We start from the raw sequence: 22,818 nt of genomic DNA, 5'->3' as shown, positions 1-22,818 counted from the left end.
TCTTTTCATCAGGAAGCCTGCCTGATAATTTCCGAGCCATGAGTCATCACCGCGCCATCGCGGCCGTCTTCGTCACGCACGGCGCCGTTGCCGGCAGCCTGTCCACGCGCATCCCCTGGATCCAGGAGCACCTGCACCTCAGCCCGGGCGCCCTCGGCCTCGCGCTGCTGTGCCCGTCGATCGGCGCCTTCGTGGGCATGCCGATGGCCGGCCGCCTCGCCTACCGCTTCGGCAACCGCGCGGCCACACGCGTCCTCCTCGCGCTGTGGTGCGCGGGCCTGGCCCTCCCCGCGCTCTCGCCGTCGCCCGTGTGGCTGTTCGGGGCGTTCCTGCTGTTCGGGGCATCGGCGGGCATGTGCGACGTCGCGATGAACGCGCACGCCGTCCTCCTCGAACGGCATCTCGGCCGCTCGATCATGTCGGGACTGCACGGCATGTGGTCCGTCGGCAGCCTGGCCTCCGGCGGACTCGGCGCCCTGGCCGCCCACGCGGGCATCGACGCCCGGATCCACCTCGGAGCCATGTCGCTCGCGTTACTCGGCCTCGGGGCGGTGGCCGGGCGCGGTCTCCTCCCCGACAACGGGATGACGGGTTCGGTACGCGACGCGCCCGCGCCGCGGCGCTTCGCGCTCCCCACGCGAGGGATCCTGGCGATCGGGCTGGTGGGGTTCTGCGCGACGTTCGCGGAGGGCGCCAGCTCCAACTGGTCCGCCGTCTACCTCACCGCCGTCACCGACGCCGGCCCCGGCTTGGCCGCCGCCGGATACACCGTCTTCATGCTCTGCATGGCGAGCACGCGGCTGCTGGGCGACCACGTCATCCGCCGGATCGGTCCGGCGGCGACCGTCAGGGCGGGCGGTGCCGTGGCGGCGGCCGGCGGCGTCCTCGTGGTCGCGGCCCGCACACCCGCGCTCGGCATCGCCGGGTTCGCCCTGATCGGACTGGGGATCGCGGTGATCGTGCCGCTCGTGATCGCGGCGGCGGGCAACGCGGGCACGACTCCGGGCGAGGGCGTGGCGGGCGTGGCGACGATCACGTACCTGTCGGGCCTGATCGCACCGGCCGTGACGGGCTGGGTGGCGGGCGCGCTCAGCTACCCCGCCGCGTTCGCGCTGATCACGTGCGTGGTCGTGCTGCTGACGCTGCTCGCCCCGGTCCTGCGTCCCTCCCGAACCTCACCCTCACAAGGGGCCGTTCGTGCCGACGCCTGACCCCGGCGACCCGCTGATCGACGAGGCCCTCGTACGCCGCCGCCCATATCGCCACAGACCCGCTGGGCAACCTGACGGTCGCCTACGCCCGCGCCGGTGAGGCAGGGAATTCCCCGCCTCACCGGGCCTGACATACGCGCCCTGGGAGCCGCCCCCGGGGTGCTGCTCATCCGGTCACGTCCGGAGTTCGCGCAGGTATTTCGCGAACCCCTCCAGGCCGTCGATGTTGCGCGGCCCGCTGATGCCCTCGTTGTAGTCGAGAACGTGGAAGCGGTTGTTCACCACGGCGGGCAGCTTGCTGGTGGTGGGGAACTCCTTCAGGAACCGGATCTTGTCCGCGGCGGGCTTGTCCCCGTAGTCCAGGATGACGATGACCTCCGGCTTGGCCTCGACCACGGCCTCCCAGGTGACCTCACCCCAGCGCGCGTCCAGGTCACCGAAGACGTTACGGCCGCCGGCGAATCGGATGATGTCCGTGGGCGGCACCTGGCTGCCCGCCGTGAACGGCTTGTCGGTGCCCGAGTCGTACAGGAAGACGGGGACCGGCTCGCCCTCGGGCGCCTGAGCCTGGACCGCTTCGACGCGCTTGCGGTAGCCGGCGATCAATTCCTGGGCCTTGGCCTCGACGCCGAAGATCTTGCCGAGGCGTTCGAGGTCGGTGTAGAGGGCCTCGAACGGCGTCACCCGCTCGGGGTATCCGGGGTAGTTGAAGCACGACTCGGTGTGCATGAAGCTCTGGATCTTCAACCCATCGAGGATCTCGGGGGTGATGCCGCGCTGGTCGCTGAAGCCGGAGCGCCAGCCGGCGACGACGAAGTCGGCTTTGGCGTCCACGACCAGCTCGCGGTTGAGCAGGTCGTCGCTGAGGAACTTCACCTTGGCGTACTCGGCCGCCCAGGGCGACTCGGTGACCGGCGGGTTGGCCGGCGGCATCACGTAGCCGTGCACATGCTGGGTCAGGCCGAGCGCGAACATCTTGTCCGCGCTGCCGCCCTCGTAGACGACGGCCCGGCGGGGCGTGGTGTACTCGACCTCCTGCCCGCACCTCTTGACCGTCACCGTGCGAGCGGCGGCGCCGCCCTCCACCTGCGCGCCGCATCCGGCGAGCAGGAGTGCGCCCGCCAGGAGCGCGGCGGGGGTGCGTCTCTTCACTTCGGATTTCCTTTCGTGGTCGTGGCCGTGCCCAGGTCGAAGAGCACCTGGGGGACCCCGGTGAGCGGGTGGGGGACGACGTTCGCCTCGACGCCGAACGCCTCGCGGAGGAGTTCCTCGGTGAGGACGTCGGCGGGGGGCCCGTACGCGACGAGGGCGCCGTTCGACAGCACCGCCAGCCGGTCGCAGGCGGAGGCGGCGAGGTTGAGGTCGTGCAGGGTGACCAGCACGCTCAGCCCGGCGCCCCTGAGCATCGACAGCAGCCGGATCTGGTGGTGCAGGTCCAGGTGGTTGGTCGGCTCGTCGAGCACCAGCACCCGCGGTTCCTGGACGAGCGCCCGGGCGACCAGGACGCGCTGGCGCTCCCCGCCCGACAGTGACAGCACGCCGCGGCCAGCCAGGTGCAGCACCTCCATCTGCGCCATGGCCCGGCGGCTCAGCTCCCGCTCGCGGGAGCTGAGCGCCTGGTTGCCGCGCAGGTGCGGGGCGCGGCCGAGGGCGACGACCTCCTCGACGGTGAAGTCGAGGTCCGCCCGTCCCTCCTGGGTGAGGGCGGCGATGAGGCGGGCGCTGCCGCGCAGCGGCATCCGCGACAGTTCCTTGCCGTCGATCAGGACCGCGCCGCCCGCCGGCCGTAACGCCCGATACACACAGCGCAGGGCAGTGGTCTTGCCCGATCCGTTGGGCCCGACCAGTCCCACCACTTCCCCGTCGCCGACGGCGAGCGCCAGATCTTTGACGATGGCGGCGCCGTCGATGGACACCGTGAGATCGTCCAGCAGCAGGCGGGTCATCAGCGGCCTCCGAACAGGTAGCTGCGACGGCGCAGCAGGACGACGAAGACCGGCACGCCGACCAGCGCGGTGATCACGCCGAGGGGCAGCTCGCGCGGTGCCACCAGGGTTCTGGCCACCAGGTCGGCCCACACCATGAAGATGGCCCCGGTCAGCGGGGCGATGGTGAGCACACGGACGTGTGCCGCCCCGACCCACAGCCGCACCAGGTGCGGCATGACCAGCCCGACGAAGCCGATCGCGCCGCTGACGGCGACCATCGCGCCGGTGGCCAGCGAGGTCAGCACGAACAGGCCCTTGCGGAGACTGGCGGTGTCCACGCCCAGGCTGACCGACGTCTCGTCGCCCAGGGCGAGCACGTCCAGGCTGCGCGCGAAGCGGCGCAGCGCCACGACGGTGACGGCGGTGACGACCGCCACGACGGGCAGCGCGCCCCACGTGGCCGCGCCGAAGCCGCCCATCGACCAGAACAGCACCGTGCTCGTCGACTCGCCGTCCGGGACGAAGTACACGATCAGGCTCATCACGGCCTGGAAGCCGAACGCCATCGCCACGCCAGTGAGCACCAGCCGCAGCGGCGTCAGACCACCGGCGCCGCGCGAGGCCAGGTAGACCAGGGCGGAGACGAGCAGCGCGCCGAGGAAGGCGCCGGCCGAGACCGCGTAGATTCCCAGCGCGGTGAGCGCGCCGGTGGCGCTGACCAGCACCGCCCCGGCAGATGCTCCCGACGACACGCCGAGCACGAACGGGTCGGCCAGCGCGTTGCGCACCATGGCCTGGATCGCCACCCCGACCACGCTGAGCCCGGCCCCGACCAGGACCGCCAGCAGCACGCGGGGCGTGCGTACCTGCCAGATGATCTGGTACGCCGCAACGTCGTCAGCGGTGATCGAGCCGCCGGTCACGGCCGCCCACAGGAAACGCAGCGTCTCCCCCGGCGGCACGGCGGCGGCGCCCAGGGCGATGGCCAGCAGCACAGACACCGTGAGGGCCCCCGCCAGCAGGACGGCGATCAGCGGCATGGCGGGCCCCGCCGCTCTACCGGTGGGTGGATCTTCAGCTCCTGGGGCCGCCGGCGACGATGCCATGCCGACGTCCGATGGACCTGACTCACGCAACGAGCTCAAGGACGCTCCAGAAAATGAGAATCATTTTCGATGGACCGTATCACCATGCATGGCCTAGGCACGATCGGGGCGTAGGCGCTGGAGACAGCCGCCTTGGTCCGCTGCCGCGTACCTGTGGGCGATGGGGAGGGTGATGTCGCAGCCGAGTACGGCGGATCGGCCGGTCCCGGAGTGTGTCCGACCGGCGGAGTCCGGGTCGCGACGGGCCCTGGCCGGGTTCCGGCTACCCTGGGCGTTCATGGCCCTGGTGGCCCTGCTGGTGGCGGGACGGTTCCTGCTCAGGCCCCACCTGGCGCACCCGGCGCTGCAGACCTGGGCGACGGTGTTCGTGGCGGTGTGCGCATGAAGCCCCGCCGTACCCCGCGCAAGAACCCCGCCGACGTACAGCGGCGCGAACCGGGTGTCGGGGTGGTCGTGCAGGTGGCGGAGCTGTTCCCAGGCAGTCGCCGGCTCAGCGTAGTCAGGCGTCCACGGAGGTGGCCTCGGCGTCGGAAGCGTGCGTGGCGCGGGCGGCGGCGATGGTGGCCCGGCCCGAGGGCACGCGGGACGCGATCGCGATCACGGCGATGGCGGTCAGCCCCGCGGCGATCAGCAGGACCTGCACGCTGACCACGTCGGCCAGCGGGCCGAACACGGCCATGCCGACCGGAGTGGCCAGCGCCATCACGATGCCGACGTAACTGAACACACGCCCGTGCATGGCCGGTTCGACGGTCTCCTGGATCAGCGTCATGAACGGGGTCGAGAACGGCGGCACCAGCAGTCCGAACACGAACATGAAGCCGTAGAAGACCCACAGGTTGCCGCTCAGCCCGAGCGCCACGGTCGCGAGCCCGAAGCCGTAGACGGCGACGAGGATCAGCCCTATCCGGCTGCGGTTGGCCAGCATCGTGGACATCAGGACGCCGCCGAGCAACATGCCCAGGCTGAAGGCGATCTCCAGTGCCGCCAGCATCCACTCCTCGGTGCCGAAACTGCGCGCGACCATCAATGGCGTGACGAACGAGGGCGCCACGGTGAGCAGGAAGATGACGGCGTACACGATGAGCAGCCAGCGCACGATGGGGTGGGTGCGGACGTATCGCATCCCGTCGACCAGATCCTGCCGGTAGGAGACGCGGTCCTCGGCCGCGCGCTCCAGGCTCGGTACGGCGACCAGGGCGAGCAGCCCGATCCCGATCACCGCCGTGACCACGTCCAGGAAGAAGACGGAGACGAGACCGAAGGAGGCGAAGATCGCCGCAGCGACGGCAGGGGCGAGCAGCGCCATCGCCGAGTGGATGGTCTGGAAGATCCCGTTGACGCGCATCAGATGCTCACCCGGCACGATCTGCGGAATCATCGCCTGTACGGCGGGAGTCTGCACCCCGGCTCCCAGCGACCGGACCGCCACGGCCAGCAGAACGATCCACAGGTCGGTCACGCCGTTGGCCATGAGCAGGCCGAGCACCAGCGTCGCCAGGGCGATGGCGCCGTCGGCGACCATGACCAGCACCCGGCGGTTCATCCGGTCGGCGAGCACCCCACCGAAGATCGACACCACGCCCTGGGGCAGGAAGGCGGCAACCGCGTAGAGTGCCACCGCCAGCCCGGAGCGGGTCTGCAGGGTCACCCACCACATCACCGCGTACTGCGCGATCATCGAGCCGAACAACGACACGGTCTGCCCGGTCAGGAACAGGGCGACGTTACGCCGCCAGCGGGTGGTCGTGGTCATCTGGTCTTTCTCCGCTCGCGCTGGACGTGGTCGGTCGCCGGACAGGCGTGGGCTGGGTCGGGTCTGGCGGTCACATGTCGGGCCGGTCAGGTGCGGCACCGTACAGGAAGAGATCGACGACGTCCTGAGCCGGTTGCCGGCAGGGGGTGGGCGCCGGGCGTTCCTGCGGTGTCTCGTTCCGGGCCCGATGAGGCTTTCCGGGATGGCGACGCAATCTACCTACCAATAGGTAGGGGTACAAGCGAATAAGTACCGCCCATGGCGGCCTTACCCCTTTCGAGCTCGTCTGGCCGTGTCGCTGCCACCAACGTCCGTGGTCAGCACAGCTAGTAGTCTCAGGGAAATATGGGCTGGACAGCACGGAGGCCATGAATGATGCGGTTAGAGCGGGGTTCGAGCCGGCTGTACGGCATGATGCTCATGCTGGCCGCGGTGGTCCTTGTCGTGGACCAGCTCACCAAGCTCTGGGCGGTCTCCACGCTGTCCGGCAGTGAGCGCGTCGCCGTGATCCCCCCTCTGATTCACTTCCGGCTGCTGTACAACCCCGGCGCCGCGTTCTCCATAGGCACCGGCGCGACATGGGTGTTCGCCCTGGCGGCGACAGCCGCGGTGGCCGGCATTCTCTACACCGCGCGTCGGCTGGCCTCCCCCGCCTGGGCGCTTGTGCTGGGCGTGCTGCTCGGCGGGGCGGCGTCTCACCTGGGCGATCGGCTCTTCCGCGAGCCCGGCTTCGCCCGCGGGCACGTCGTGGACTTCATCGACTACGGCCTGTTCGTGGGCAACGTCGCCGACATCGCACTCACCTGCGGGTGCGTTGCGATGCTACTGCTCAGCCTGCGTGGTGTGCCGCTCGCCAGGGTGCCGAGCGAAAAGTCCGTCTAGCTTCTGGCCCGGGGCCATCCGACGGCCGACGGCGCTACAGGAGCCCGCGTTCCATCGCCACGACGACGGCCGCGGCCCTGGTTTCGACGCCGAGCTTGGCGAAGACGTGCTTGAGATGGGTTTTGACGGTGGTCTCGCTGATCAGCAGAGCCCGGGCGATCTCCTTGTTGGCCGCACCCCGCGCCACCAGCCGTAACACCTCCAGTTCGCGTGGGCTCGGCTCCTGCGCCGCGGGCCTGCTGATGAGCGCGGAGGCGACCGACGGCGCCAGGACGGCGCCGCCCGCCGCGGCCGTACGGACCGCCCGGTGCAACTCCTCGCGGGGCGCGTCCTTCAGCAGGTAGCCCGCCACCCCGGCCGCCATGGCCCGGGTCACATCGGCGTCGGTGTCATAGGTGGTCAGCACGATCACCTTGATCTGCGGGTGGTCCGTACGCAGCCGTTCGATCGTGCCGATGCCGTCCAAACCGGGCATGCGCAGGTCCATGAGGGCGACGTGCGGTCGCGCTCGCCGGGCCATGGCCAGAGCCTGGAACCCGTCGGCTGCTTCGGCGACCACCTCGATGTCGCCGACATGGTCGAACATGCCGCGCAGCCCGTCGCGGACCACCGGGTGGTCATCGACGATCATCAACCTGAGGGGATGCGCAGGCACAGTGCGGTCCCCTCTCCCGGCGCCGACTCCACCGTCAGCGTGCCGCCCACGCCGCGTGCACGTTCCCCCATGGCCGCCAGCCCGTAGCCGGAACCGCGTGCCCTCGGATCGAAGCCTGTGCCGTCGTCGAACACGTCCAGCGTCACCTCATCGTCCATGTACGTCAGCGTGATGGCCACCCGGCCCGCCTGGGCGTGCTTGGCCACGTTGGACAGCCCTTCCTGCGCCGCACGCAGCAGCGTGCCGCTCACCTCCCCGGCCAGCGGCCGAGGGGTGCCGTCCACCGTCACGGTCGCGCTCACCTCGCAGGCTTGCGCCCACCGCTGGGCGACCTGCGCCAGCGCCTCCTCCAGGCGAGCCTCCTCCAAGGGGCCGGGCCGCAGCGCGTCCACCGAGCGCCGGGCTTCGCGGAGGTTGTCGCGGGCCAGTTCCTTGGCCAGCGTGATTCTCCTGCGCACGGAGGTCAGGTCAGGATCGCCTTGTCCGGGCATGGCCTGCTCGGCCGCCTCCAGTTGGGTGATGATCCCGCTCAGCCCTTGGGCGAGGGTGTCGTGGATCTCCCTGGCCAGCCTCGCCCGTTCCTCCAGCACCCCGACCGTCTTGTTGTGCGCGCTCTGTCGCATGACGTAGGTCACGAACAGGCCGATCGCCACCACCAGGCCGCAGCTGCCTGCAAGCCGCCACAGGGCGCCGGGGTCGTCCAGGTAGCCCCTGGCCGCGAAGGTGCACAAGATCGTCGCTACCGCGCCGGCGTAGGAGCAGGGAGTGCGCAGCATCACGTACGCCTGGGGCATCAGTCCGAAGATGACCACGTCGAAGGAGCGGTCGGTGAGCACCAGCGCGACGTAGAGAGCGCACAGCACGGCAAAGTGGAGCGCCATGGGGTGGAGCCGGCCGAGCAGGTGCGGCCGGCGGACGACGAAGAACCCGTGCCAGCCGGCCATCAGCGCCGCCACCACCAAAGTCACCGGGGCCGGGCCGGCGCGCTCGCCGATCGACAAGATCAGCCCCAGCGCCAGGCAGGCGTAGAAGAGCAGGTGGAAGGCGTGCAACCAGCGCGCCTCCCAGACGTTCACCTCGTCACTCCCATCGGAACAACGTCGCGGCCAGGGCCGTGCCCGCGACGATTATCCCCGACAGGATCAGCATCGGGAAGAACGCGGCGGTCCCGGCCCACGCACTGGTCAGCGCGTCCACCCCCGGGGTCAGAGGCAGGAAGTCGCCGATCTGGCGCAGCGAGTCGGGCAGCGCCTTGCGAGGGACGGCCGCACCGGCCAGGAAGATCATCGGGAACATGACCAGCATGCCGATCAGGCCGGCGCCCCTGGTGTTGCGCATGATCGCGGCGATCACGAAGCCGAGCGCGCAGACCATCACGGAACACAGCACGAACGCGACGGCCAGCGCCGGCACGTTCGCAGGCGCTTTCGCGTCGAAGAACACGATCGCGGCGGCCACCAGAAGCGTCGAGCCGGCCAAGGCGGCGGTGACCTGCGCCACCAGCTGGGCGCCCAGCAGCAGCAAGGGGGAGACCGGCGTGGTCGCCAGCCGTTTGAGCACCTTGCGCTCCCGGTAGGCGGCCACGATGCCGGGCAGCGCTCCCATGCCACCGATGGCCGCGATCATCGCGATGTAGCCGGGGACCGAGGCGCTCTCGCCGCGCTTGAGCACCAGCAGCATGAGGGGGAAGGCCATCGTGAAGAACAGCGAGGCGGGGTCGCGCGACAGCAGCCTCAGCTCGGTGACCGTCAAGGCCGTGAACGCCTTCATCGGGTGGCTCCTTCCAGCGCGAAGTACGCCTCTTCCAGGGAGGCGGTCCCGGTTCGGGCGATGATCTCGTCCGGCGTGCCCATGGCCTTGACCCGGCCGCGGGCGAAGACGGCCACCTTGTCGCACAAGGCCTCGGTCTCGTCGAAGTAGTGGCTGACCAGCACCACGGTGGTGCCGGAGCGCTTCAGGTCGCCGACCAGCCGCCAGGTTTCCCGGCGAGCCACCGGGTCCAAGCCCGTGGTCAGCTCGTCCAGCACGACCACCTCGGGGTCCCCGACCAGGGCCAAGGCGAGCATGAGCCGCTGTTTCTGCCCGCCGGACAGGTCGCCGTACGCCCTGCGGGCCAGCGGGCTCAGACTCCAGCGCTCCATCACCTGCCGCCAGTCGGCCGGACGGTGGTAGAAGGAGGCGAACAGCCGAAGCGCCTCGACCACTTTGATGCGATCCGGCAGCGCGCTCTCCTGCAGTTGCGCCCCGATCCGCTGAGCCAGGGCCCGCCGCTCGCGGGCCGGGTCTCGGCCCAGCACCCGAACCGTGCCGCCGTCGGGTCGCTTCAGCCCGAGCAGGCACTCCACTGTCGTGGTCTTGCCGGCGCCGTTGTGGCCGACGATGCCGAAGGTCTGCCCGGCGTGGACCGTGAACGTCACACCGTCCACGGCGTTGGTGTCCCCGTAGCTCTTGCGCAGGTCCGTCACCTCTATGGCTTCCATGCCTCAAGGCTCCCGTCGCGGCGGCCCACGCGACATCACCCATCGCGTCGCCCGGCATCCTCCATCCGGGTGATGCCGGGCGGATGTGGCAACGCGACCGGGCCCGGACCACAACGCACTCCGCGCCACCGCCCGAGCATGCTCAGGCGGGCTGCGGGCGCCCTCGGTCATAGCCGGTGTAGGCGCCGGAGTTCGCCGCCAGGGCGATGTCCGTACGGCCGGGCGCGCAGTGCAGCATCGCGTTCTGCGTGGTCATGAACACCGGCCCGAGCGCGCCGCCCATCAGCATCAGGCACGCCACCGCCGCCGCCTGGTGAGCGCCGAGCGCGTACAGGCCGAGCATGCCCGCCGCCTGCGTGGCCACGGCGATGGCCAGCGCGGACTGCGGAAAACGGTCCAGGAACGCCCCCGTGACGCCCACCCCGGCCAGACACGCGACCCCGAAACCCACGAACAGGACGCTGACCGTGCCGGGGGAGAACCCGCCCACCTCACCCAGGAACGTCACGATGTAGGTGTATCCCGTGAACGCCCCGGCCGCGGACAGGGCTCCGACCACCAGCACCGTCCAGAACCACCGTACGTCGGGGCCGGTCGCGTAGGCGGCGGGCTCCTCCTCCGGGCGCGACGTCGGCAGAACCCCAGAGCCGCGAGCAGGGCGATGGGCACCTGCCAGTGACTCTGCTGCCCCAGCCAGGTCCCCGCGGGGCACCCAACACGAGGGCGAGCGAGCCCGCCCGCACCACCACCGCCCTCGAACGCAGCCAGATCCTGCTGCTGGAACACGTCCGGGACCTGCTGGGCCACCGCGGCGAGCTGCCCCGCTACCTCCCGTTCCTGCGAGGGCTGCTGACCGCGGTGCGGATGGCGGCTCCGCTGGCCGGCCCGGTCCTGGCCGGCGTTACCTGGCTCTCCGCTCGGGTCGGTGCGATGAGCCCCAAAGTAGCGCTGAGTAACCACAGGCACGGGGTGTGGTGGGGCCGGCTCCACGCCTCACTTGTTTGCGCTCTCGCAGGGTTACGGCTCGAACATGGCAGGATAAGTCCGGCGTGAAAATGATCATTCGGTCGTTTCCGCAGGTCCCCGCCAGCGGCAGCATCGCGACCGACCCGAAACCACCGAGCCCTGGAGTTGACATGGCTGACATGATCGTGCCCGACCCCGTCACGCGGGACATTCTCGCGATCTTCGAAGAGGTGCGCTACCAGCTGTTCGGGCGCTTGGAGGGCCTGACCGACGCCGAGTACCACTGGGAGCCGGTCGGCGACTGCATCGGCATCCGCCCCGGCGACGACGGCCTCTTCCGCGTCGCCACGCTCTTTCCGGAATCGAGTCCGGACGCGCCGGACCCCGTCACGACGATCGCCTGGCGCATCTGGCACATCGGCAACCTCTGCCTGCGAGGCTACGTGATCTACCTCTTCGACGACGTTCCCGACTACGGCGACCGCGATGTGTGGCCGGGCACCGCCAAAGAGGGCATCCAGGCGCTCGCCGAGGACTGGGAGCACTTCATCTCCCGTATCGCAGCCCTCGGCGACAAGCGCCTGTTGGCGCCAATAGGCATGGGCCCCGGCGGTTGGGCCGATGAGACCTATCTGAAGCTCGCGCTGCACGCGCTGAAAGAGGCCACACATCACGGCGGCGAGATCGGCCTGCTGCGCGACCTGTACCTGCGCGAAGGCGTCTGATTTCGGCGGTGGGCGCCCGTTGGCGTTTCGAGGGCCACGTGAGGTCTGCCGCCGGCGGGGGCGGGAAGGCTCGGGGGCGCCGCGTCATGGGTTGTCGAGGGCGCCGTACGGGTTGTCCCGGGGCCCGTACGGATCGTCCGTGGGCCGAGATGATTCGTACGGGTGATCTTGAGGGTTGAGTGTTTGGCCCTCCACTCGGGTCCGTGTCACCAGACGCAAAGTAGCTGTGAGTAACCGGGAGCTCCCGGGCGGCACGCCGACAGCGCCGCGCCGAAGCTGCCCGAGGAAAGTGCCGACGTCAGCGATACCCACCCTGTCCCAAGGCTGGCCACGCGCTTCGAGGAACGTCCACCACAGCTCAAGACCTTTCGCGTAGCTCTCGACGGTGTTCGGAGAGTGATCGGTCGACCGCAAGTGCTCCAGGTAGCGCTCGATCGGCTGCACGGCATCGAGCACCGTCCAGGTAGGTCCATCCAGTGTGGCTACTTGTTGTTCGAACGCCACGTACTCCCCCTGCATCGTGTCACGACGTCAGCGGCACGGCAGATTCTGCCGGATATCACACCGCTGACGATCATCAACCTGACCAGGAAGGCTCTGTCACATCTGTCAGCGGTACGAGAAAGAGCACCAGATAACATGTCGTGCCGCTGGCCGAAGCCTGGGACTCCGGCGCGTCCGCCTGGAGCCCGGCGCGACAGGTCGCAGCGGCGCATGTCCGCCGGCCACCGCTCACGCATCTCGCCAGGCTGGTCGTCCACCGAGAGCTCGCTCGGCGGCCCGGGCGGCACCAGCCAGTCGGGCAGCGAGCTGAGGACGGCGAACAGGTCAGGGCCGGTCAGCTCGATGCGCAGGCTTCTCAAGGCTCCTCGAAACGCGCTCACCCCCGGCGAATGGCCGGAGGGCCCGGAAGGAACGGTGCTGGGAGCCCAGCGTGGCCGTTCCAGCGCGCTACAAGAGCGTTGCAGCCGAACCACAAGCGGGCTTCCCTAGCCTCGTGATCATGTTGACGACCCTGGTTGTGACCGCCTCCCTCCTGTTCACCGGCGCACCCGCGCAGAGCGTGGCGACCAAGCCGCTGACTTTCCGCGGCATGACGCTCCAGATCCCCAAGACCTGGAAGGTCGGGAAAGCGGACATGTGGGGCATCCACGTCAAGACCGGCGGCTGCGACCGGCTCGCCGTCCAGTGCCGTGGGTTCTACCTCGTCGGACCGAAGGGCATCTCTCTGGCCCGCCACGGCAACCCCTACGACCCCGAGGAGCCGTACCACCCGGGCAACGGGCTCGCGGCCTGCACACCCGACAAGCGCTACGTGGAGGACTTCCCCGGCAAGCTCGTAGAGCGTGGTCTCCGCCCGGTCGGCGCGGGACACAAGGCCACCTACCGCGTCTGGCGCGTCGGCTGCTCGACGCAGTCGGGCAAGCGGACCGGCGTCTCCTATCAGGAGCGGATCTGGCACCTGCCCAAGTCGAAGATCCTCATCGTCGACCAGTGGAGCGACAGCCGGCTCGGTGCGATTCTCAAGCGGGCGACCTGGAGCTGAGCCCGCCGATCACGATGCGCACGACCACGGCGAAACAGAGCAGGTGCGAGAACGGCCGTGGCGGCAGTGGTGATCAGCACGAACTGCCGTCGCGCCAGGACGTGGAGCGCGCGGATGTGCCGGAGCGCCACTCCCCCGAGCGCCGCGCGATCCTGGTGCTCCGCGATCTCGAAGGGGTACCGGACCCCCCGCGGGTGGCAGCCGGCACGGTGAAGTCGCGCCGCGAATGCCTTCGCCGTGCCGCCTTCCGGTGGACCAGGGCCGCCGACTCCTCTGCCAAGCTCTAAAGCACCCCCAAGCGGGCCGGCCTCCACAACCTCGTACGCGACCTGCGGGCCCCGGGCGTGCCGATCGACGACGTCGGTCATGTCGAGCCGGTCGGCACCCGTCAGGCCGATTGATCGGCCTGCTTGCCGTCGATCCGGCCCAGGGAGTGGGGGGCCGATCCCAGGGCGGCGCGGGCGTCGGGCCATGCGAGGTCGCCGGAGGTCAGGGCGCTGCGCAGGTAGGCCGTGGTGAGCCGCTGCAGGCCGAGGCCATCGGCGAGCGCCGCAGAGAGCTCCTGCGGCGCACGGACGCCCACCGGCACATCCTGGATGTCGATTGGGCCGCCATCGACGTGGCCGGCCTCAACGATCAGATCACGGCGAAGGAAGCTGAGCATCAGCGGATCCTGCTGGGCAACGACGTCCTGACCGAGCTCACGGCCCGTCACCAGTTCCTAGAAGCAGACCTCGAAGAAGCGCGCAAGACCACGTTCATCGCAGAGCAGCAGGTCGGCAGGATCGAGCAGGAACGCATCCCCCTCGCCGGCGCCGCCGACCTCATCCTGGCCCCCGGCCCCGGTCCGCCGGCAGGCCGGGCTGGCACGCAGCCAGCGGGCAGTGAGGGACGAACCTCACCCGAATACGCTGCTCACGCTGACCTCGTGTGGGCGCTGGCAGCCGGTCTGCGGCTTGGCCCCGTCATGCTGCGGCTGTTGAGCCGCCACGCCTCAGCCCGCCAAGAGTCCCCCGCGCCCGGCGCCGTCGTCTCAGCCTTTCAAGGCATCGCCGGGGTGGCCGCCAGGCGCACGCCAGCGGGAGCGGGAGGGGCCCGCGATCTCACGGAGAAATCAGAGGTACGCGCGCGATCGATGCCGAGGCTCACCCCGCGGCATGCCACCAGGCGGTGGCGCTGTGGTGCTGCATCACCAGGACCGGCAGATCCGGCCGGGTAACTCCGAGCACGCCCCCGCCCGTGGCCGAGCCCTGGCCGCAGGGCTGCTCGCCGTCTCCTCGCGCTGGTCACATGCACATGGAAGGAGAGAGAGAGCCTGATCGATGCGATCAAGGACGAAGTGGCCAACCTGGGTCCGGCGGCTCGGGCCGCGGTCCGTGCGGCGATGGACGAGTTGGCCGCGGCGATCGGGACACGCGACGGTGACGCGGGTGTGGCCGCCATCGGTCGAATCCAGGCCCATGAGGGCAGAGGTAGGCAACGCTGTCCTCGGCCACCTGCCGATCGAAGGGCTCAAGCGCATGGGGAGGAGCGGCTGACATACCGTTTCCAGGCTTCTCAGATCCATGAGGAACGAGCGTCGCCGGGCGGGGCGAAGACGTAGGTGATGTGGTCGCCGCCGCCCCACTTCGCCGATCCCGCGGCCAGTGCGGACCTGACTCCGTTGGCCGTTGTTGAACGGCGCAGCGCGGTTCCGTCCGCTGCCGTCGGCCAGGGCTCCGCAACTGTCACGTGTTACCGGGTGAGCGTACGGACGTTAGCATCGTCAGGGCGGGCAGACGGGGATGAGGGACAGGGTGGCGGACCAGAAGAAGACCAAGCGCATCACCAGCGTGGATGTGGCGCGGGAGGCGGGGTTGTCGCGTGCCACGGTCAGCTTCGTCCTGAACGACACGCCGGGTCAAACCATCCCCGAGGCCACCCGGCAGCGGGTGCTGGAGGCGGCGGCCCGCCTGGGTTACACGCCCTACGCGCCCGCCCGCGCTCTGCGGAGCGGCCGTAGCGACGTGGTGCTGTTCGTCCTGCCTGACTGGCCGCAGGGGCCCACCATGGCGGAGTTCGTCGACCGGGCCGCCCAGGTGCTGGCCGACGCCGGGCTGACTCTCATCACCCACGTCCACACCGGCCAGGACGACGATCTCGCGCGGCTGTGGACCGCGCTCGCCCCTGCGGCCGTGTTCGGCATGCGGCCGTTCACCCCCGAGGAGACGGCCGGCATGAAGCGCGCGAACATCGCGGCCGTGCTGCCGCCCCCGGAACAGAGCGGCGGCGACGTCGGCGCGACACTGTGGCTCAACGGCGTGGGCCGGCTGCAAGCTCAGTACCTGATAGGGAAGGGGCATACCCGACTCGCCTACGTCCTGCCCGACGACCCCCGGCTGAGAGCACTGGGCCGGGGGCGTGCGGAGGGGGCGGCCCAGGTGTGCGCGGAGGCCGGGCTGCCGGAACCGATCATTTCGATCATCCCGCTGGACGCCGCCGCGGCGGCCGAGACGGTGGCGGGCTGGCGCCGGCCGCCGACCGCCGTGTGCGCCTACAACGACGAGGTGGCCCTGGCGTTGCTGGCCGGCATGCGGAAGCTGGGCACGAGCCTGCCCGTGATCGGCGCCGACGACATCCCGGCGGCCCGCTTCGCGGTCCCCCCGCTCACCACGGTCGCTCAGGACAGCGGCGAACTCGGCGCGCGCATCGCCGCGGCCCTGCTCAAGACCCTGAACGGCGAGCCTTCCGAGCTCGACGTGCTGCCGGAGGCGATCATCCGGGTGGTCGAGCGCGAGTCCGCCTGAAGTCCTCCGGCGGGCGACCCGCTCGTCGCGGCTGACGATGGCCCTCGCGGAGCGACAGTACTATCACGTGTAAGTACAACTGCACGGCCCGCGCCGGCAGACCCGACACCGACCGGAGGCTGAGGACCCGTGTCCCCGCATGACGTGACCGTGACGGGCGATCATCCGCCTGTCCCCGTACGGGTCTATCCGGCGACCGAGGGCCGCGGCGGCCCCGGCCTCGTCTGGATGCACGGCGGCGCCTTCATCGGCGGCTCGCTGGACATGCCCGAAAGCGATGCGGTCTGCCGCGCGCTGGCCGCGAACGGGATCACCTGTGTGAGCGTCGGCTACCGCCTGGCTCCCGGCTTCGGTGACCGTCGTGCCCAGCGCGCTCCCGACGCCGTCCGGTTCCCGCTCCCTCTCGACGACTGCGAACGCGCCTGGGCCTGGGCGCGGCACCATCTCGACGGCCTGGCCGTCGACCCACGCCGTCTGCACGTCGGCGGCGCCAGCGCGGGCGGAGCTCTGGCGGCGAGTCTCGCCCTGCGGCTATATGACAACTGCGCCCCGCCGCCGGCGGGCGTCGTCCTGGCCTACCCGCTCCTGCACGCGGCCCTCCCACCGCTGGGCCCGGAACTGCGCCGCAGTCTGCGCGGCCTGCGGCGGCTGGGGACCTTCTCCCCCACCGCGGTGTCGTGGATGGCGCGCAACTACGTCGGACGCGCGAACCTGGATCGGCTGCCGGAGGCGTTCCCCGGCGGCCGTGACCTCACGGGCTTCCCGCCGGCGATGATCGTGAACTCCGAGCGGGACAGCCTGCGCGCGTCCGGCGAGGCCTTCGCGGGCGAACTGCTCGCCCACGGGCGGCCCGTGGAGGTGACCACAGAGCCGGGCACCTCCCACGGTCATCTGAACCGGCCACGGCGACCGCCCTTCGGCCGCACCATCAGCGCCTTCAGCACGTGGCTGTCCCGATAGGGGCGCCGGCGGCACGCGCTCATCGCGAGGCCCGGTGGGACACGTGTTCGGCCCAGACGCGGAGAAGCTCAGCAGGCTGGTCGGGAACCTGCTCGGCAACGTTCGCATGCACACCGCGCCGGACGTGCCCTGCCGCCTGACGCTGGAGACCGGCGAGGAGGGAGTGCTCCTGTGGGTCACAGCCCATGGGCCGTGTGTTCGACCGCTTCTACCGGGCGGGACAGGAGCCGCAGCAGGGCCAAGGGCGGAAGCGGGCCGGGCTTGTCCATCGTGGCCGTCATCGTGGACGGATCGACGCCCGTCCCCGAGAGGGGACGAGCGTCGAGGTGTGGCTCCCGTCAGGGTGGGAGGCGCCGCTCAGCGGCGGATCGCGATGAACACCCCGGTGGCCTCGGCTGTGACCACGCCGTCCGCGGTCCCGACGGTGGCCCAGGCCGTCGTCTTCCGGCCCTGGCCGGGGCGGAACCCGGCCTCGACCGTGAGCTCCTGGTGCAACGGCGTGCCCCTGCGGTAGTCGACGGTGATGGTGGCGGTGAGGCTGGGACGCTCGAACGCCGCCAGGCAGGCGCCCATGGCCTGGTCCAGGATGGTGGCCACGACACCCCCGTGAACCAGGCCGGGCGGGCCGCCGAACGCGGTGCCCACCGTGACCGTGCCCCGTACGCCGTCGCCGGCGACGCCGAGGGCGACGGGCGGGGCGGCCGGGTTGTAGCGGCCCCAGGCGGAGCCGCCGCCGTCCGGCCTCACCCGCCAGAACCAGGGGCTGTCCTGGCGATCGTCCTCCAGGGCCTGGCGGATCGGCGCAAGTTGTCGCAGCAGGGCCGTGAGGCGGGCGTCGTCCACCGAGGTCAGGACGGTGGCGTCGAGGATGTGGCGCAGCTCTTCGACGAAGGCCTGCCGGACCGGGGAGTCGGCGATCGGGGCACGAGCGTCGACGCCGTCGGCCTTCATGTTCCCGCGCCCGGCCGGCTCGCCTCCAGGTCGGCGCGCAGGACGCGGCGCAGCAGCTTGCCCATGTCGTTGCGCGGCAGGGCCTCGTGGAAGGCGACCAGAGCGGGGACCCGGCTGGAGCGGAGGCGCGCCCCGACCCAGTCGCGCAGATCCTGCTCGGCGACGTGGCCCTCCGGGTGCAGCACCACGGCCGCGGCCACGACCTCGCCCCACTGCTCGTCCGGCACGCCGAAGACGGCGGCCTCGGCGACGGCCGGGTGGGCGAGCAGGACGTTCTCGATCTCGCCGGGAGACAGGTTCTCGCCGCCGCGCACGATGACGTCGTCGAGCCGGCCCTCCACGTAGATGTAGCCGTCCTGGTCGATCCAGCCGCCGTCACGGGTACGGAACCAGCCGCCGTCCTCCAGGCGGGAGGCATGGGCGTACTCTCCCGAGACCTGCGGGCCGCGGACCCACAGCTCGCCGCGCGTCCCGGCGGGGACCGGTGCTCCGTCGGCGTCGTGCACGACGATCTCCACGGCCGGCAGCGGCCGGCCCACCGAGTCGAGGCGGCGGCGGACCCGCGGATCGCCGGAGGCGACGGCCTCGCGGTGTTCGGACGGGGTGAGCACGGCGATGGACGAGGTCGTCTCGGTCAGGCCGTAGCCGTTGACGAAGTCGACGTGCGGCAGGAGGCCGAGAGCCTGCTCGATGACGGGCCGGGGCATACGGCCGCCGCCGTAGGACAGGTGACGCAGGGACGGCAGTCCGCCGCCGTCGGCCCGCAACGTCTCGACGATGCGGGCCAGCATGGTCGGGACCACCATGGCGTGCGTGACGTGTTGCTCACGAGCCAGCCGCACCCACTCCGCGGCCTCGAAGTTGGGCAGCTGCACGATCCGGCGTCCGCTGTAGAGGCCGGTCAGCAGCCCCGCGATCCCGGCGATGTGGTACGGCGGAACGCTGACCAGCGCCGCCTCGTCGGGGCCCGCGCTGAGCAGTTCGGTGGTCTCCAGGACGTAGGAGGTGAGGTGGCGGTGGCGCAGCACCGCGACCTTGGGGGTGCCGGTGGTGCCGCTGGTGTGGAGCAGGACGGCGGGCGCGTCCGGGTCCTGCGGCGCGGCTCGTCCGGTGGCCGGGGTCGCACGGCCCGCGCGCAGCAGGTCCGGCGCGGTCGTACCGGTCACGCCCGGCGTCGTGGTGGCCAGGTCGAGGACGGACCGGTCGGCGATGAGCAGAGCCGGCGCCTGTGCGGCGATGAGGCGGTGCAGCGGCTCATCGGCCAGCCGGTAGCTGAGCGGCGCGAACGGCCGGCCGGTCCAGGCGGCGGCGAACAGCGCGACCGGGAAGGCGGGCGAGGCCGTCGTGGCGTACAGGACGGCCTCGCCCGGATCGGCGCCGAGGTGCGCGGCGGTGCCGGCGGCCAGGTCGAGCAGGCCGGCGTAGGTCAGGCCGGTGTCGCGGTCGCCGAGGGCGACGCGGTCACCGGCGGCGCCCGCGACGATTTCCAGGAGCGTGAGGATGTTCATGTGCTCAGTCCGAAGCGGGCAGGGGCTTGGCGGCCTTGACGGTCAGTTCGCCGGAACCGGTGGCCAGCGGGCCCGCTCCGGCACGGGTGCACAGGAGTTCGAGAGTGCCTTCGTCGTCGCTGTAGCGCTTGCCGATGAGCAGCGCCGGCGCGTCGGCGGACGCCCTCGCGTCTCCGGGCTCCTGATCGAAGGGGATCATGGATGCTCCGGCACAGGTCAGGTCGATGTCGCCGGCGGGAGCGCGGATCACGATGACCTCGGCCTCGGAGACGGCGCTCCGCAGGCGCTGGCCGGGGGTGAGCTGCATGGTGAGGGCTTCCTATCCGTAGATGCCGGGGGTGCGGGGCCGTTCCTCGGCGAACAGCGCGGCGGGCACGGGTGACGTGCCTTCGGCGGGCAGGCGGACGGTGGCCGTGCCGCTCGCGGTCACCACGTCCTCCTGGTTGACGTTGACGAGGTCGATGTCGGCGAGGAGGTCGTCGCCGTCGCGGTAGGTGCGGGTGACGGCGCCCTGGACGGTGTTGACGTCGCCGACCAGGTTGGGGCGGCGCAGCCTGGTCTGCATGCGCAGCAGGTCGGCGTGGTCGCCCATCCAGTCGGTGACGGCCTGGACGAGCCAGCAGACGCGCTGCGGGCCGTAGTCGAACGTGGCTGCCTGGGCGCGGTTGCTGCGGGCGTAGTCGGGGTCGGCCCGGCCGCCCGCCCCCATGTCGATGGTGCCCTCGTCCACGTGGCGGGAGCGGCCGGTGCTGAGCGCGGCGTGGGCGAACAGGTACAGCTCGGTCAGGGTGAAGGTGCCTTTGGGCAGGTCGGGCAGCTTCTCCCCTGGCCTGACGCTCTCCCAGTACCGCGGTTGCGCACCGCGCCTCGTGCGCTCCCACACGAGCGGGTCGGGCGCGACGCCTCCGGCGCGGGCCGCCGCTGACGAGGAGGACTCCACGCCGGCGCCGGGGTTGGGGAAGCGCAGCATCTGGTTGCTCAGCCGGGCGACGAGTTCGCCGCGCGCGTTCCAGTACTCGGTGACGCCGGTGCACACGCAGGCCTCGCCGATCTGGCGGGTGGTGGTGCGGCGGATGTCGGCGGGGGTCTCGACGGCGCGGATGCGGTCGCCGAGCCAGATGGGGCGGTACCACTCCAGGTTCGCGCCCAGGTAGAGCATGGTGAGGTCTTTGGTGGAGACCTGGTCCTGCGGGATGTGGCCCCAGATGGAGGCGTTGGCGCCGAAGTCGACGGAGAAGACGAACGCGGGCGAGGCGACGAGGTCGAGGTAACGACCGGAGACGTGGTCGCGGTCGCGATAGAGCGGGTTGTAATCCCCTGCGCCGTCACCGAAGCGGCGGATCCACTCCTCGGTGACGGTCCGCCAGGGACGGGGGTGCAGCGGGCGGCCGAGCCCCTCGCGGTAGGCGGCCTCGAACTCGTCAAGGGTGGTGATCGTGGGTGGCATGCACGTCCTCGTGTCGGGCCGGTCCGATGGGGACCCGGTGGATGGTCCCGGACTCGGCGGTGACCAGCAGGAACGGGCCTCGTTCAGAGCGCTCGATCCGGCTGTGGAAGGTCTCGGGGCGGCGGGCGCGGGCGGCCCGCAGAACGTGGCCGGCGGTGGGAAACCGGCCCACGTCGCGAAGGGTGATCAGTGTCGGCGGCAGGAGGAGCAGGCTCCGGCGGGCGTACCGGGCCAACGCGTCCCGAGGAGTCAGCCAGGCGTGCTCGACGCTCTCCCGGCCGTCGACGCGCACGTGCTGCGACGGCGGCGCCACGGCGGCGAAGAACCAGGTGCGAAAGCGGCGCGGCGCCTCGGCGGGCGGGTGCCAGCACGACCACGGCGCGAGATCCCGCTCCTCCAGGACGATCCCGGTCTCCTCGCAGGTCTCGCGGACCGCGGCCCGCCGCGCGGCGTCACCGGGACCCGCGCGGTCGGCCGGATCGATCTGACCGCCGGGAACACCCACGCGCCGGGGAAGGCGTCCTGGTGGCGCGACCGGCGCAGCAGCAGAACCTCCGGTCCGGGCGATCCGTCCCGGACGAGCACGCAGGTGGCGGCCTCGGCGAGGTCAGGCATGGGCTGCTCCCGCACGGAAGGCGACGCGGGAGCGGCCTCCGCCCTGCACGCGGGTTCCGGGATCGACGGGCGGCATCGGTCTACCAGGTCACCGGCAGCCTGTTCAGACCGCCGGTGAGAAAGTCCGTGGCGTAGCCTTCCTCTCCCGCGAGTTTCAGCGTGGGCAGGCGGCGGAACAGGGTGCTGATGATGACCTGCATCTCCATGCGGGCCAGCGGCGCGCCGAGACAATGGTGCAGGCCGTGGCTGAGGGTCAGATGGGGGTTGGGCGAGCGCGTGATGTCGAAACGTTCGGGCTGCTCGAAGACGTGCTCGTCGTGGTTGGCCGTGCTGATGTCGGCCATCACGCACTCGCCCGCCCGGACGAGCTGGCCGTCGATCTCGACGTCCTCGGTGGCGACGAAGGGCACCAGCCCGGCGCTGCCCTCCACGTCCCTGCCCACGGCGAAGCCGCCGTGGCGCAGGATCTCGTCGGGAAGCTTGGCCGCCGCGCCGTCGATGTCGGCCAGCAGCACCTGGAGCTGGTCGGGATTGCGCAGCAGCGCCAGCACGCCTTGGGTGGCGAAATTGGCGGTGTTGTCGAACCCGGCCACCAGGAGCAGCATCGCGATGGGCAGGATCTCGTCGTCGGTCAGCGAGTCGTCCGCCTCCTGGGCCGCCGCCAAGGCGCTGAGCAGGTCGTCGGCCGGTTCTGCGCGCCGCGCCGCGATCAGCTCGACCAGGTAGGTGTAGAGCGCGGCTCCGTGCTCGGCCAGCTCCTGCTCCGACAGGCCGTTGGTGGAGAGCATGACCTGGCTCCAGGTGGTGAACTTGGCCCGGTCGGCCGCGGGCACGCCGAGCAGTTCGCTGAGCACCTGGATCGGCACCTGCAGCGTGTAGTCCTGCACCAGGTCGGCCGGCGGGCCCTTGCGTTCCATCGTGTCCAGCAGGTCATCGGCGAAGGCGCGCGTCCTGCCGCGCAGCAGCTCGACGCGGCGCAGGGTGAACGCCTTGGCCACCAGCCGCCGCAGCCGGGTGTGCTCCGGCGGGTCGGCGAACTGCATGGTGGTCTTGAGGAAGTCCGGGAACTGGACGGGGTAGGGCACCTCCATCTCGCCCGTGGCGAAGGGCTTGCGGACGAAGCGGCGGTCCTCGAGCATCTGCCGGATGGCGCCGTGGCGGTGGATGGCCCACACCTTGCCGCCGTGGGCGTACTGGACCTGCGTCATGGGACGGTCGTCACGGATGCGACGCATCTGCTCGATCGCCTTGTCCGGCGAGGTCGGCGGGAAGGGGAATTCGGCTGTCGTCACAAGG

The 22,818-nt window shown here is 71.0% G+C and carries 23 protein-coding genes; 6 read left to right on the top strand and 17 right to left on the bottom strand.

Going from position 1 to position 22,818, the window contains the following annotated elements; genetic code table 11:
- Window positions 1-38: 38 nt before the first annotated feature.
- Window positions 39-1,211, top strand: coding sequence for an MFS transporter (locus AC27IY_RS32640; protein WP_487180272.1), 1,173 nt, complete (start codon window positions 39-41; stop codon window positions 1,209-1,211).
- 174 nt (window positions 1,212-1,385) lie between these two features.
- Here AC27IY_RS32640 and AC27IY_RS32635 read toward each other — a convergent pair whose 3' ends face one another.
- The 4 genes from AC27IY_RS32635 to AC27IY_RS32620 all read right to left on the bottom strand — a co-directional run bounded on the left by AC27IY_RS32635 (window position 1,386) and on the right by AC27IY_RS32620 (window position 6,001).
- Window positions 1,386-2,363, bottom strand: coding sequence for an ABC transporter substrate-binding protein (locus tag AC27IY_RS32635; protein WP_487180271.1), 978 nt, complete (start codon window positions 2,361-2,363; stop codon window positions 1,386-1,388).
- Window positions 2,360-3,157 (bottom strand): ABC transporter ATP-binding protein, encoded by a 798-nt coding sequence (locus AC27IY_RS32630; protein ID WP_487180270.1) that lies wholly within the window; start codon window positions 3,155-3,157, stop codon window positions 2,360-2,362. Before AC27IY_RS32630 ends, AC27IY_RS32635 begins: the two co-directional genes overlap by 4 nt.
- A complete protein-coding gene (locus AC27IY_RS32625) occupies window positions 3,157-4,245 on the bottom strand; it encodes a FecCD family ABC transporter permease (RefSeq protein WP_487180269.1) in 1,089 nt (362 codons plus the stop codon). Before AC27IY_RS32625 ends, AC27IY_RS32630 begins: the two co-directional genes overlap by 1 nt.
- A gap of 499 nt (window positions 4,246-4,744) precedes the next feature.
- Window positions 4,745-6,001, bottom strand: a complete 1,257-nt coding sequence (locus tag AC27IY_RS32620) for an MFS transporter (protein WP_487180268.1) — start codon at window positions 5,999-6,001, stop codon at window positions 4,745-4,747.
- Between the two features lie 372 nt (window positions 6,002-6,373).
- Between AC27IY_RS32620 and AC27IY_RS32615 the strand changes: the two genes are divergently transcribed.
- Window positions 6,374-6,883, top strand: coding sequence for a signal peptidase II (locus AC27IY_RS32615; protein ID WP_487180267.1), 510 nt, complete (start codon window positions 6,374-6,376; stop codon window positions 6,881-6,883).
- 34 nt (window positions 6,884-6,917) lie between these two features.
- Here the strand turns inward: AC27IY_RS32615 and AC27IY_RS32610 are convergent, their stop codons facing one another.
- From AC27IY_RS32610 to AC27IY_RS32590, 5 genes are all read right to left on the bottom strand, one after another.
- A complete protein-coding gene (locus AC27IY_RS32610; protein ID WP_091088621.1) occupies window positions 6,918-7,514 on the bottom strand; it encodes a response regulator in 597 nt (198 codons plus the stop codon).
- A complete protein-coding gene (locus tag AC27IY_RS32605) occupies window positions 7,514-8,614 on the bottom strand; it encodes a sensor histidine kinase (protein ID WP_487180266.1) in 1,101 nt (366 codons plus the stop codon). Before AC27IY_RS32605 ends, AC27IY_RS32610 begins: the two co-directional genes overlap by 1 nt.
- A gap of 4 nt (window positions 8,615-8,618) precedes the next feature.
- Window positions 8,619-9,308: an ABC transporter permease gene (locus AC27IY_RS32600; RefSeq protein ID WP_487180265.1), complete on the bottom strand. Its 690-nt coding sequence runs from the start codon at window positions 9,306-9,308 to the stop codon at window positions 8,619-8,621.
- Complete coding sequence (locus tag AC27IY_RS32595; protein ID WP_487180264.1) at window positions 9,305-10,018, bottom strand: ABC transporter ATP-binding protein; 714 nt, start codon at window positions 10,016-10,018, stop codon at window positions 9,305-9,307. The genes AC27IY_RS32600 and AC27IY_RS32595 overlap by 4 nt, the downstream gene beginning before the upstream one ends.
- A 142-nt stretch (window positions 10,019-10,160) precedes the next feature.
- Window positions 10,161-10,583: a hypothetical protein gene (locus AC27IY_RS32590; protein ID WP_487180263.1), complete on the bottom strand. Its 423-nt coding sequence runs from the start codon at window positions 10,581-10,583 to the stop codon at window positions 10,161-10,163.
- 571 nt (window positions 10,584-11,154) lie between these two features.
- Between AC27IY_RS32590 and AC27IY_RS32585 the strand changes: the two genes are divergently transcribed.
- Window positions 11,155-11,709 carry a DinB family protein gene (locus AC27IY_RS32585; protein ID WP_344220245.1) on the top strand — a complete coding sequence of 185 codons (555 nt, stop codon included), beginning with the start codon at window positions 11,155-11,157 and terminating at the stop codon, window positions 11,707-11,709.
- An 84-nt stretch (window positions 11,710-11,793) separates the two neighbouring features.
- Here AC27IY_RS32585 and AC27IY_RS32580 read toward each other — a convergent pair whose 3' ends face one another.
- Window positions 11,794-12,228, bottom strand: a complete 435-nt coding sequence (locus AC27IY_RS32580) for a site-specific integrase (RefSeq protein WP_487180262.1) — start codon at window positions 12,226-12,228, stop codon at window positions 11,794-11,796.
- A gap of 484 nt (window positions 12,229-12,712) precedes the next feature.
- Here AC27IY_RS32580 and AC27IY_RS32575 point away from each other — a divergent pair, with 484 nt between their 5' ends.
- The gene (locus AC27IY_RS32575; protein WP_487180261.1) at window positions 12,713-13,255 is read left to right on the top strand and encodes a hypothetical protein; all 543 of its coding nucleotides are present in this window, start codon (window positions 12,713-12,715) and stop codon (window positions 13,253-13,255) included.
- Between the two features lie 388 nt (window positions 13,256-13,643).
- On the opposite strand, the gene AC27IY_RS32570 is transcribed toward AC27IY_RS32575, so the two are convergent.
- Complete coding sequence (locus AC27IY_RS32570; RefSeq protein ID WP_487180260.1) at window positions 13,644-13,970, bottom strand: hypothetical protein; 327 nt, start codon at window positions 13,968-13,970, stop codon at window positions 13,644-13,646.
- Between the two features lie 1,069 nt (window positions 13,971-15,039).
- On the opposite strand from AC27IY_RS32570, the gene AC27IY_RS32565 reads away from it, so the two are divergent.
- The gene (locus AC27IY_RS32565) at window positions 15,040-16,041 is read left to right on the top strand and encodes a LacI family DNA-binding transcriptional regulator (RefSeq protein WP_487180259.1); all 1,002 of its coding nucleotides are present in this window, start codon (window positions 15,040-15,042) and stop codon (window positions 16,039-16,041) included.
- 129 nt (window positions 16,042-16,170) lie between these two features.
- Complete coding sequence (locus tag AC27IY_RS32560; RefSeq protein ID WP_487180258.1) at window positions 16,171-17,001, top strand: alpha/beta fold hydrolase; 831 nt, start codon at window positions 16,171-16,173, stop codon at window positions 16,999-17,001.
- Between the two features lie 357 nt (window positions 17,002-17,358).
- Here the strand turns inward: AC27IY_RS32560 and AC27IY_RS32555 are convergent, their stop codons facing one another.
- The 6 genes from AC27IY_RS32555 to AC27IY_RS32530 form a co-directional block, all read right to left on the bottom strand.
- The gene (locus AC27IY_RS32555; RefSeq protein WP_449957029.1) at window positions 17,359-17,952 is read right to left on the bottom strand and encodes a PaaI family thioesterase; all 594 of its coding nucleotides are present in this window, start codon (window positions 17,950-17,952) and stop codon (window positions 17,359-17,361) included.
- Complete coding sequence (locus AC27IY_RS32550) at window positions 17,949-19,460, bottom strand: class I adenylate-forming enzyme family protein (protein WP_487180257.1); 1,512 nt, start codon at window positions 19,458-19,460, stop codon at window positions 17,949-17,951. The genes AC27IY_RS32555 and AC27IY_RS32550 overlap by 4 nt, the downstream gene beginning before the upstream one ends.
- A gap of 4 nt (window positions 19,461-19,464) precedes the next feature.
- The gene (locus AC27IY_RS32545; protein WP_487180256.1) at window positions 19,465-19,767 is read right to left on the bottom strand and encodes a hypothetical protein; all 303 of its coding nucleotides are present in this window, start codon (window positions 19,765-19,767) and stop codon (window positions 19,465-19,467) included.
- 12 nt (window positions 19,768-19,779) lie between these two features.
- Window positions 19,780-20,907: an FAS1-like dehydratase domain-containing protein gene (locus AC27IY_RS32540; protein WP_487180255.1), complete on the bottom strand. Its 1,128-nt coding sequence runs from the start codon at window positions 20,905-20,907 to the stop codon at window positions 19,780-19,782.
- Window positions 20,882-21,412 carry an NUDIX domain-containing protein gene (locus tag AC27IY_RS32535; protein ID WP_487180254.1) on the bottom strand — a complete coding sequence of 177 codons (531 nt, stop codon included), beginning with the start codon at window positions 21,410-21,412 and terminating at the stop codon, window positions 20,882-20,884. The genes AC27IY_RS32540 and AC27IY_RS32535 overlap by 26 nt, the downstream gene beginning before the upstream one ends.
- Before the next feature lie 190 nt (window positions 21,413-21,602).
- Window positions 21,603-22,814 (bottom strand): cytochrome P450, encoded by a 1,212-nt coding sequence (locus tag AC27IY_RS32530; protein WP_487180253.1) that lies wholly within the window; start codon window positions 22,812-22,814, stop codon window positions 21,603-21,605.
- Window positions 22,815-22,818 lie beyond the last annotated feature (4 nt).

Source organism: Nonomuraea sp. B208 (assembly GCF_057536035.1).
This window is presented reverse-complemented; position numbering and strand designations above follow the sequence as displayed.

Bases quoted from the DNA above. Each gene is read 5' to 3' on its own strand.
- AC27IY_RS32640 (WP_487180272.1), top strand. From the start codon at position 39: ATGAGTCATCACCGCGCCATCGCGGCCGTCTTCGTCACGCACGGCGCC.
- AC27IY_RS32630 (WP_487180270.1), bottom strand. From the start codon at position 3,157: ATGACCCGCCTGCTGCTGGACGATCTCACGGTGTCCATCGACGGCGCC.
- AC27IY_RS32625 (WP_487180269.1), bottom strand. From the start codon at position 4,245: ATGGCATCGTCGCCGGCGGCCCCAGGAGCTGAAGATCCACCCACCGGT.
- AC27IY_RS32620 (WP_487180268.1), bottom strand. From the start codon at position 6,001: ATGACCACGACCACCCGCTGGCGGCGTAACGTCGCCCTGTTCCTGACC.
- AC27IY_RS32615 (WP_487180267.1), top strand. From the start codon at position 6,374: ATGATGCGGTTAGAGCGGGGTTCGAGCCGGCTGTACGGCATGATGCTC.
- AC27IY_RS32610 (WP_091088621.1), bottom strand. From the start codon at position 7,514: ATGATCGTCGATGACCACCCGGTGGTCCGCGACGGGCTGCGCGGCATG.
- AC27IY_RS32600 (WP_487180265.1), bottom strand. From the start codon at position 9,308: ATGAAGGCGTTCACGGCCTTGACGGTCACCGAGCTGAGGCTGCTGTCG.
- AC27IY_RS32595 (WP_487180264.1), bottom strand. From the start codon at position 10,018: ATGGAAGCCATAGAGGTGACGGACCTGCGCAAGAGCTACGGGGACACC.
- AC27IY_RS32585 (WP_344220245.1), top strand. From the start codon at position 11,155: ATGGCTGACATGATCGTGCCCGACCCCGTCACGCGGGACATTCTCGCG.
- AC27IY_RS32580 (WP_487180262.1), bottom strand. From the start codon at position 12,228: ATGCAGGGGGAGTACGTGGCGTTCGAACAACAAGTAGCCACACTGGAT.
- AC27IY_RS32575 (WP_487180261.1), top strand. From the start codon at position 12,713: ATGTTGACGACCCTGGTTGTGACCGCCTCCCTCCTGTTCACCGGCGCA.
- AC27IY_RS32565 (WP_487180259.1), top strand. From the start codon at position 15,040: ATGAGGGACAGGGTGGCGGACCAGAAGAAGACCAAGCGCATCACCAGC.
- AC27IY_RS32555 (WP_449957029.1), bottom strand. From the start codon at position 17,952: ATGAAGGCCGACGGCGTCGACGCTCGTGCCCCGATCGCCGACTCCCCG.
- AC27IY_RS32550 (WP_487180257.1), bottom strand. From the start codon at position 19,460: ATGAACATCCTCACGCTCCTGGAAATCGTCGCGGGCGCCGCCGGTGAC.
- AC27IY_RS32545 (WP_487180256.1), bottom strand. From the start codon at position 19,767: ATGCAGCTCACCCCCGGCCAGCGCCTGCGGAGCGCCGTCTCCGAGGCC.
- AC27IY_RS32540 (WP_487180255.1), bottom strand. From the start codon at position 20,907: ATGCCACCCACGATCACCACCCTTGACGAGTTCGAGGCCGCCTACCGC.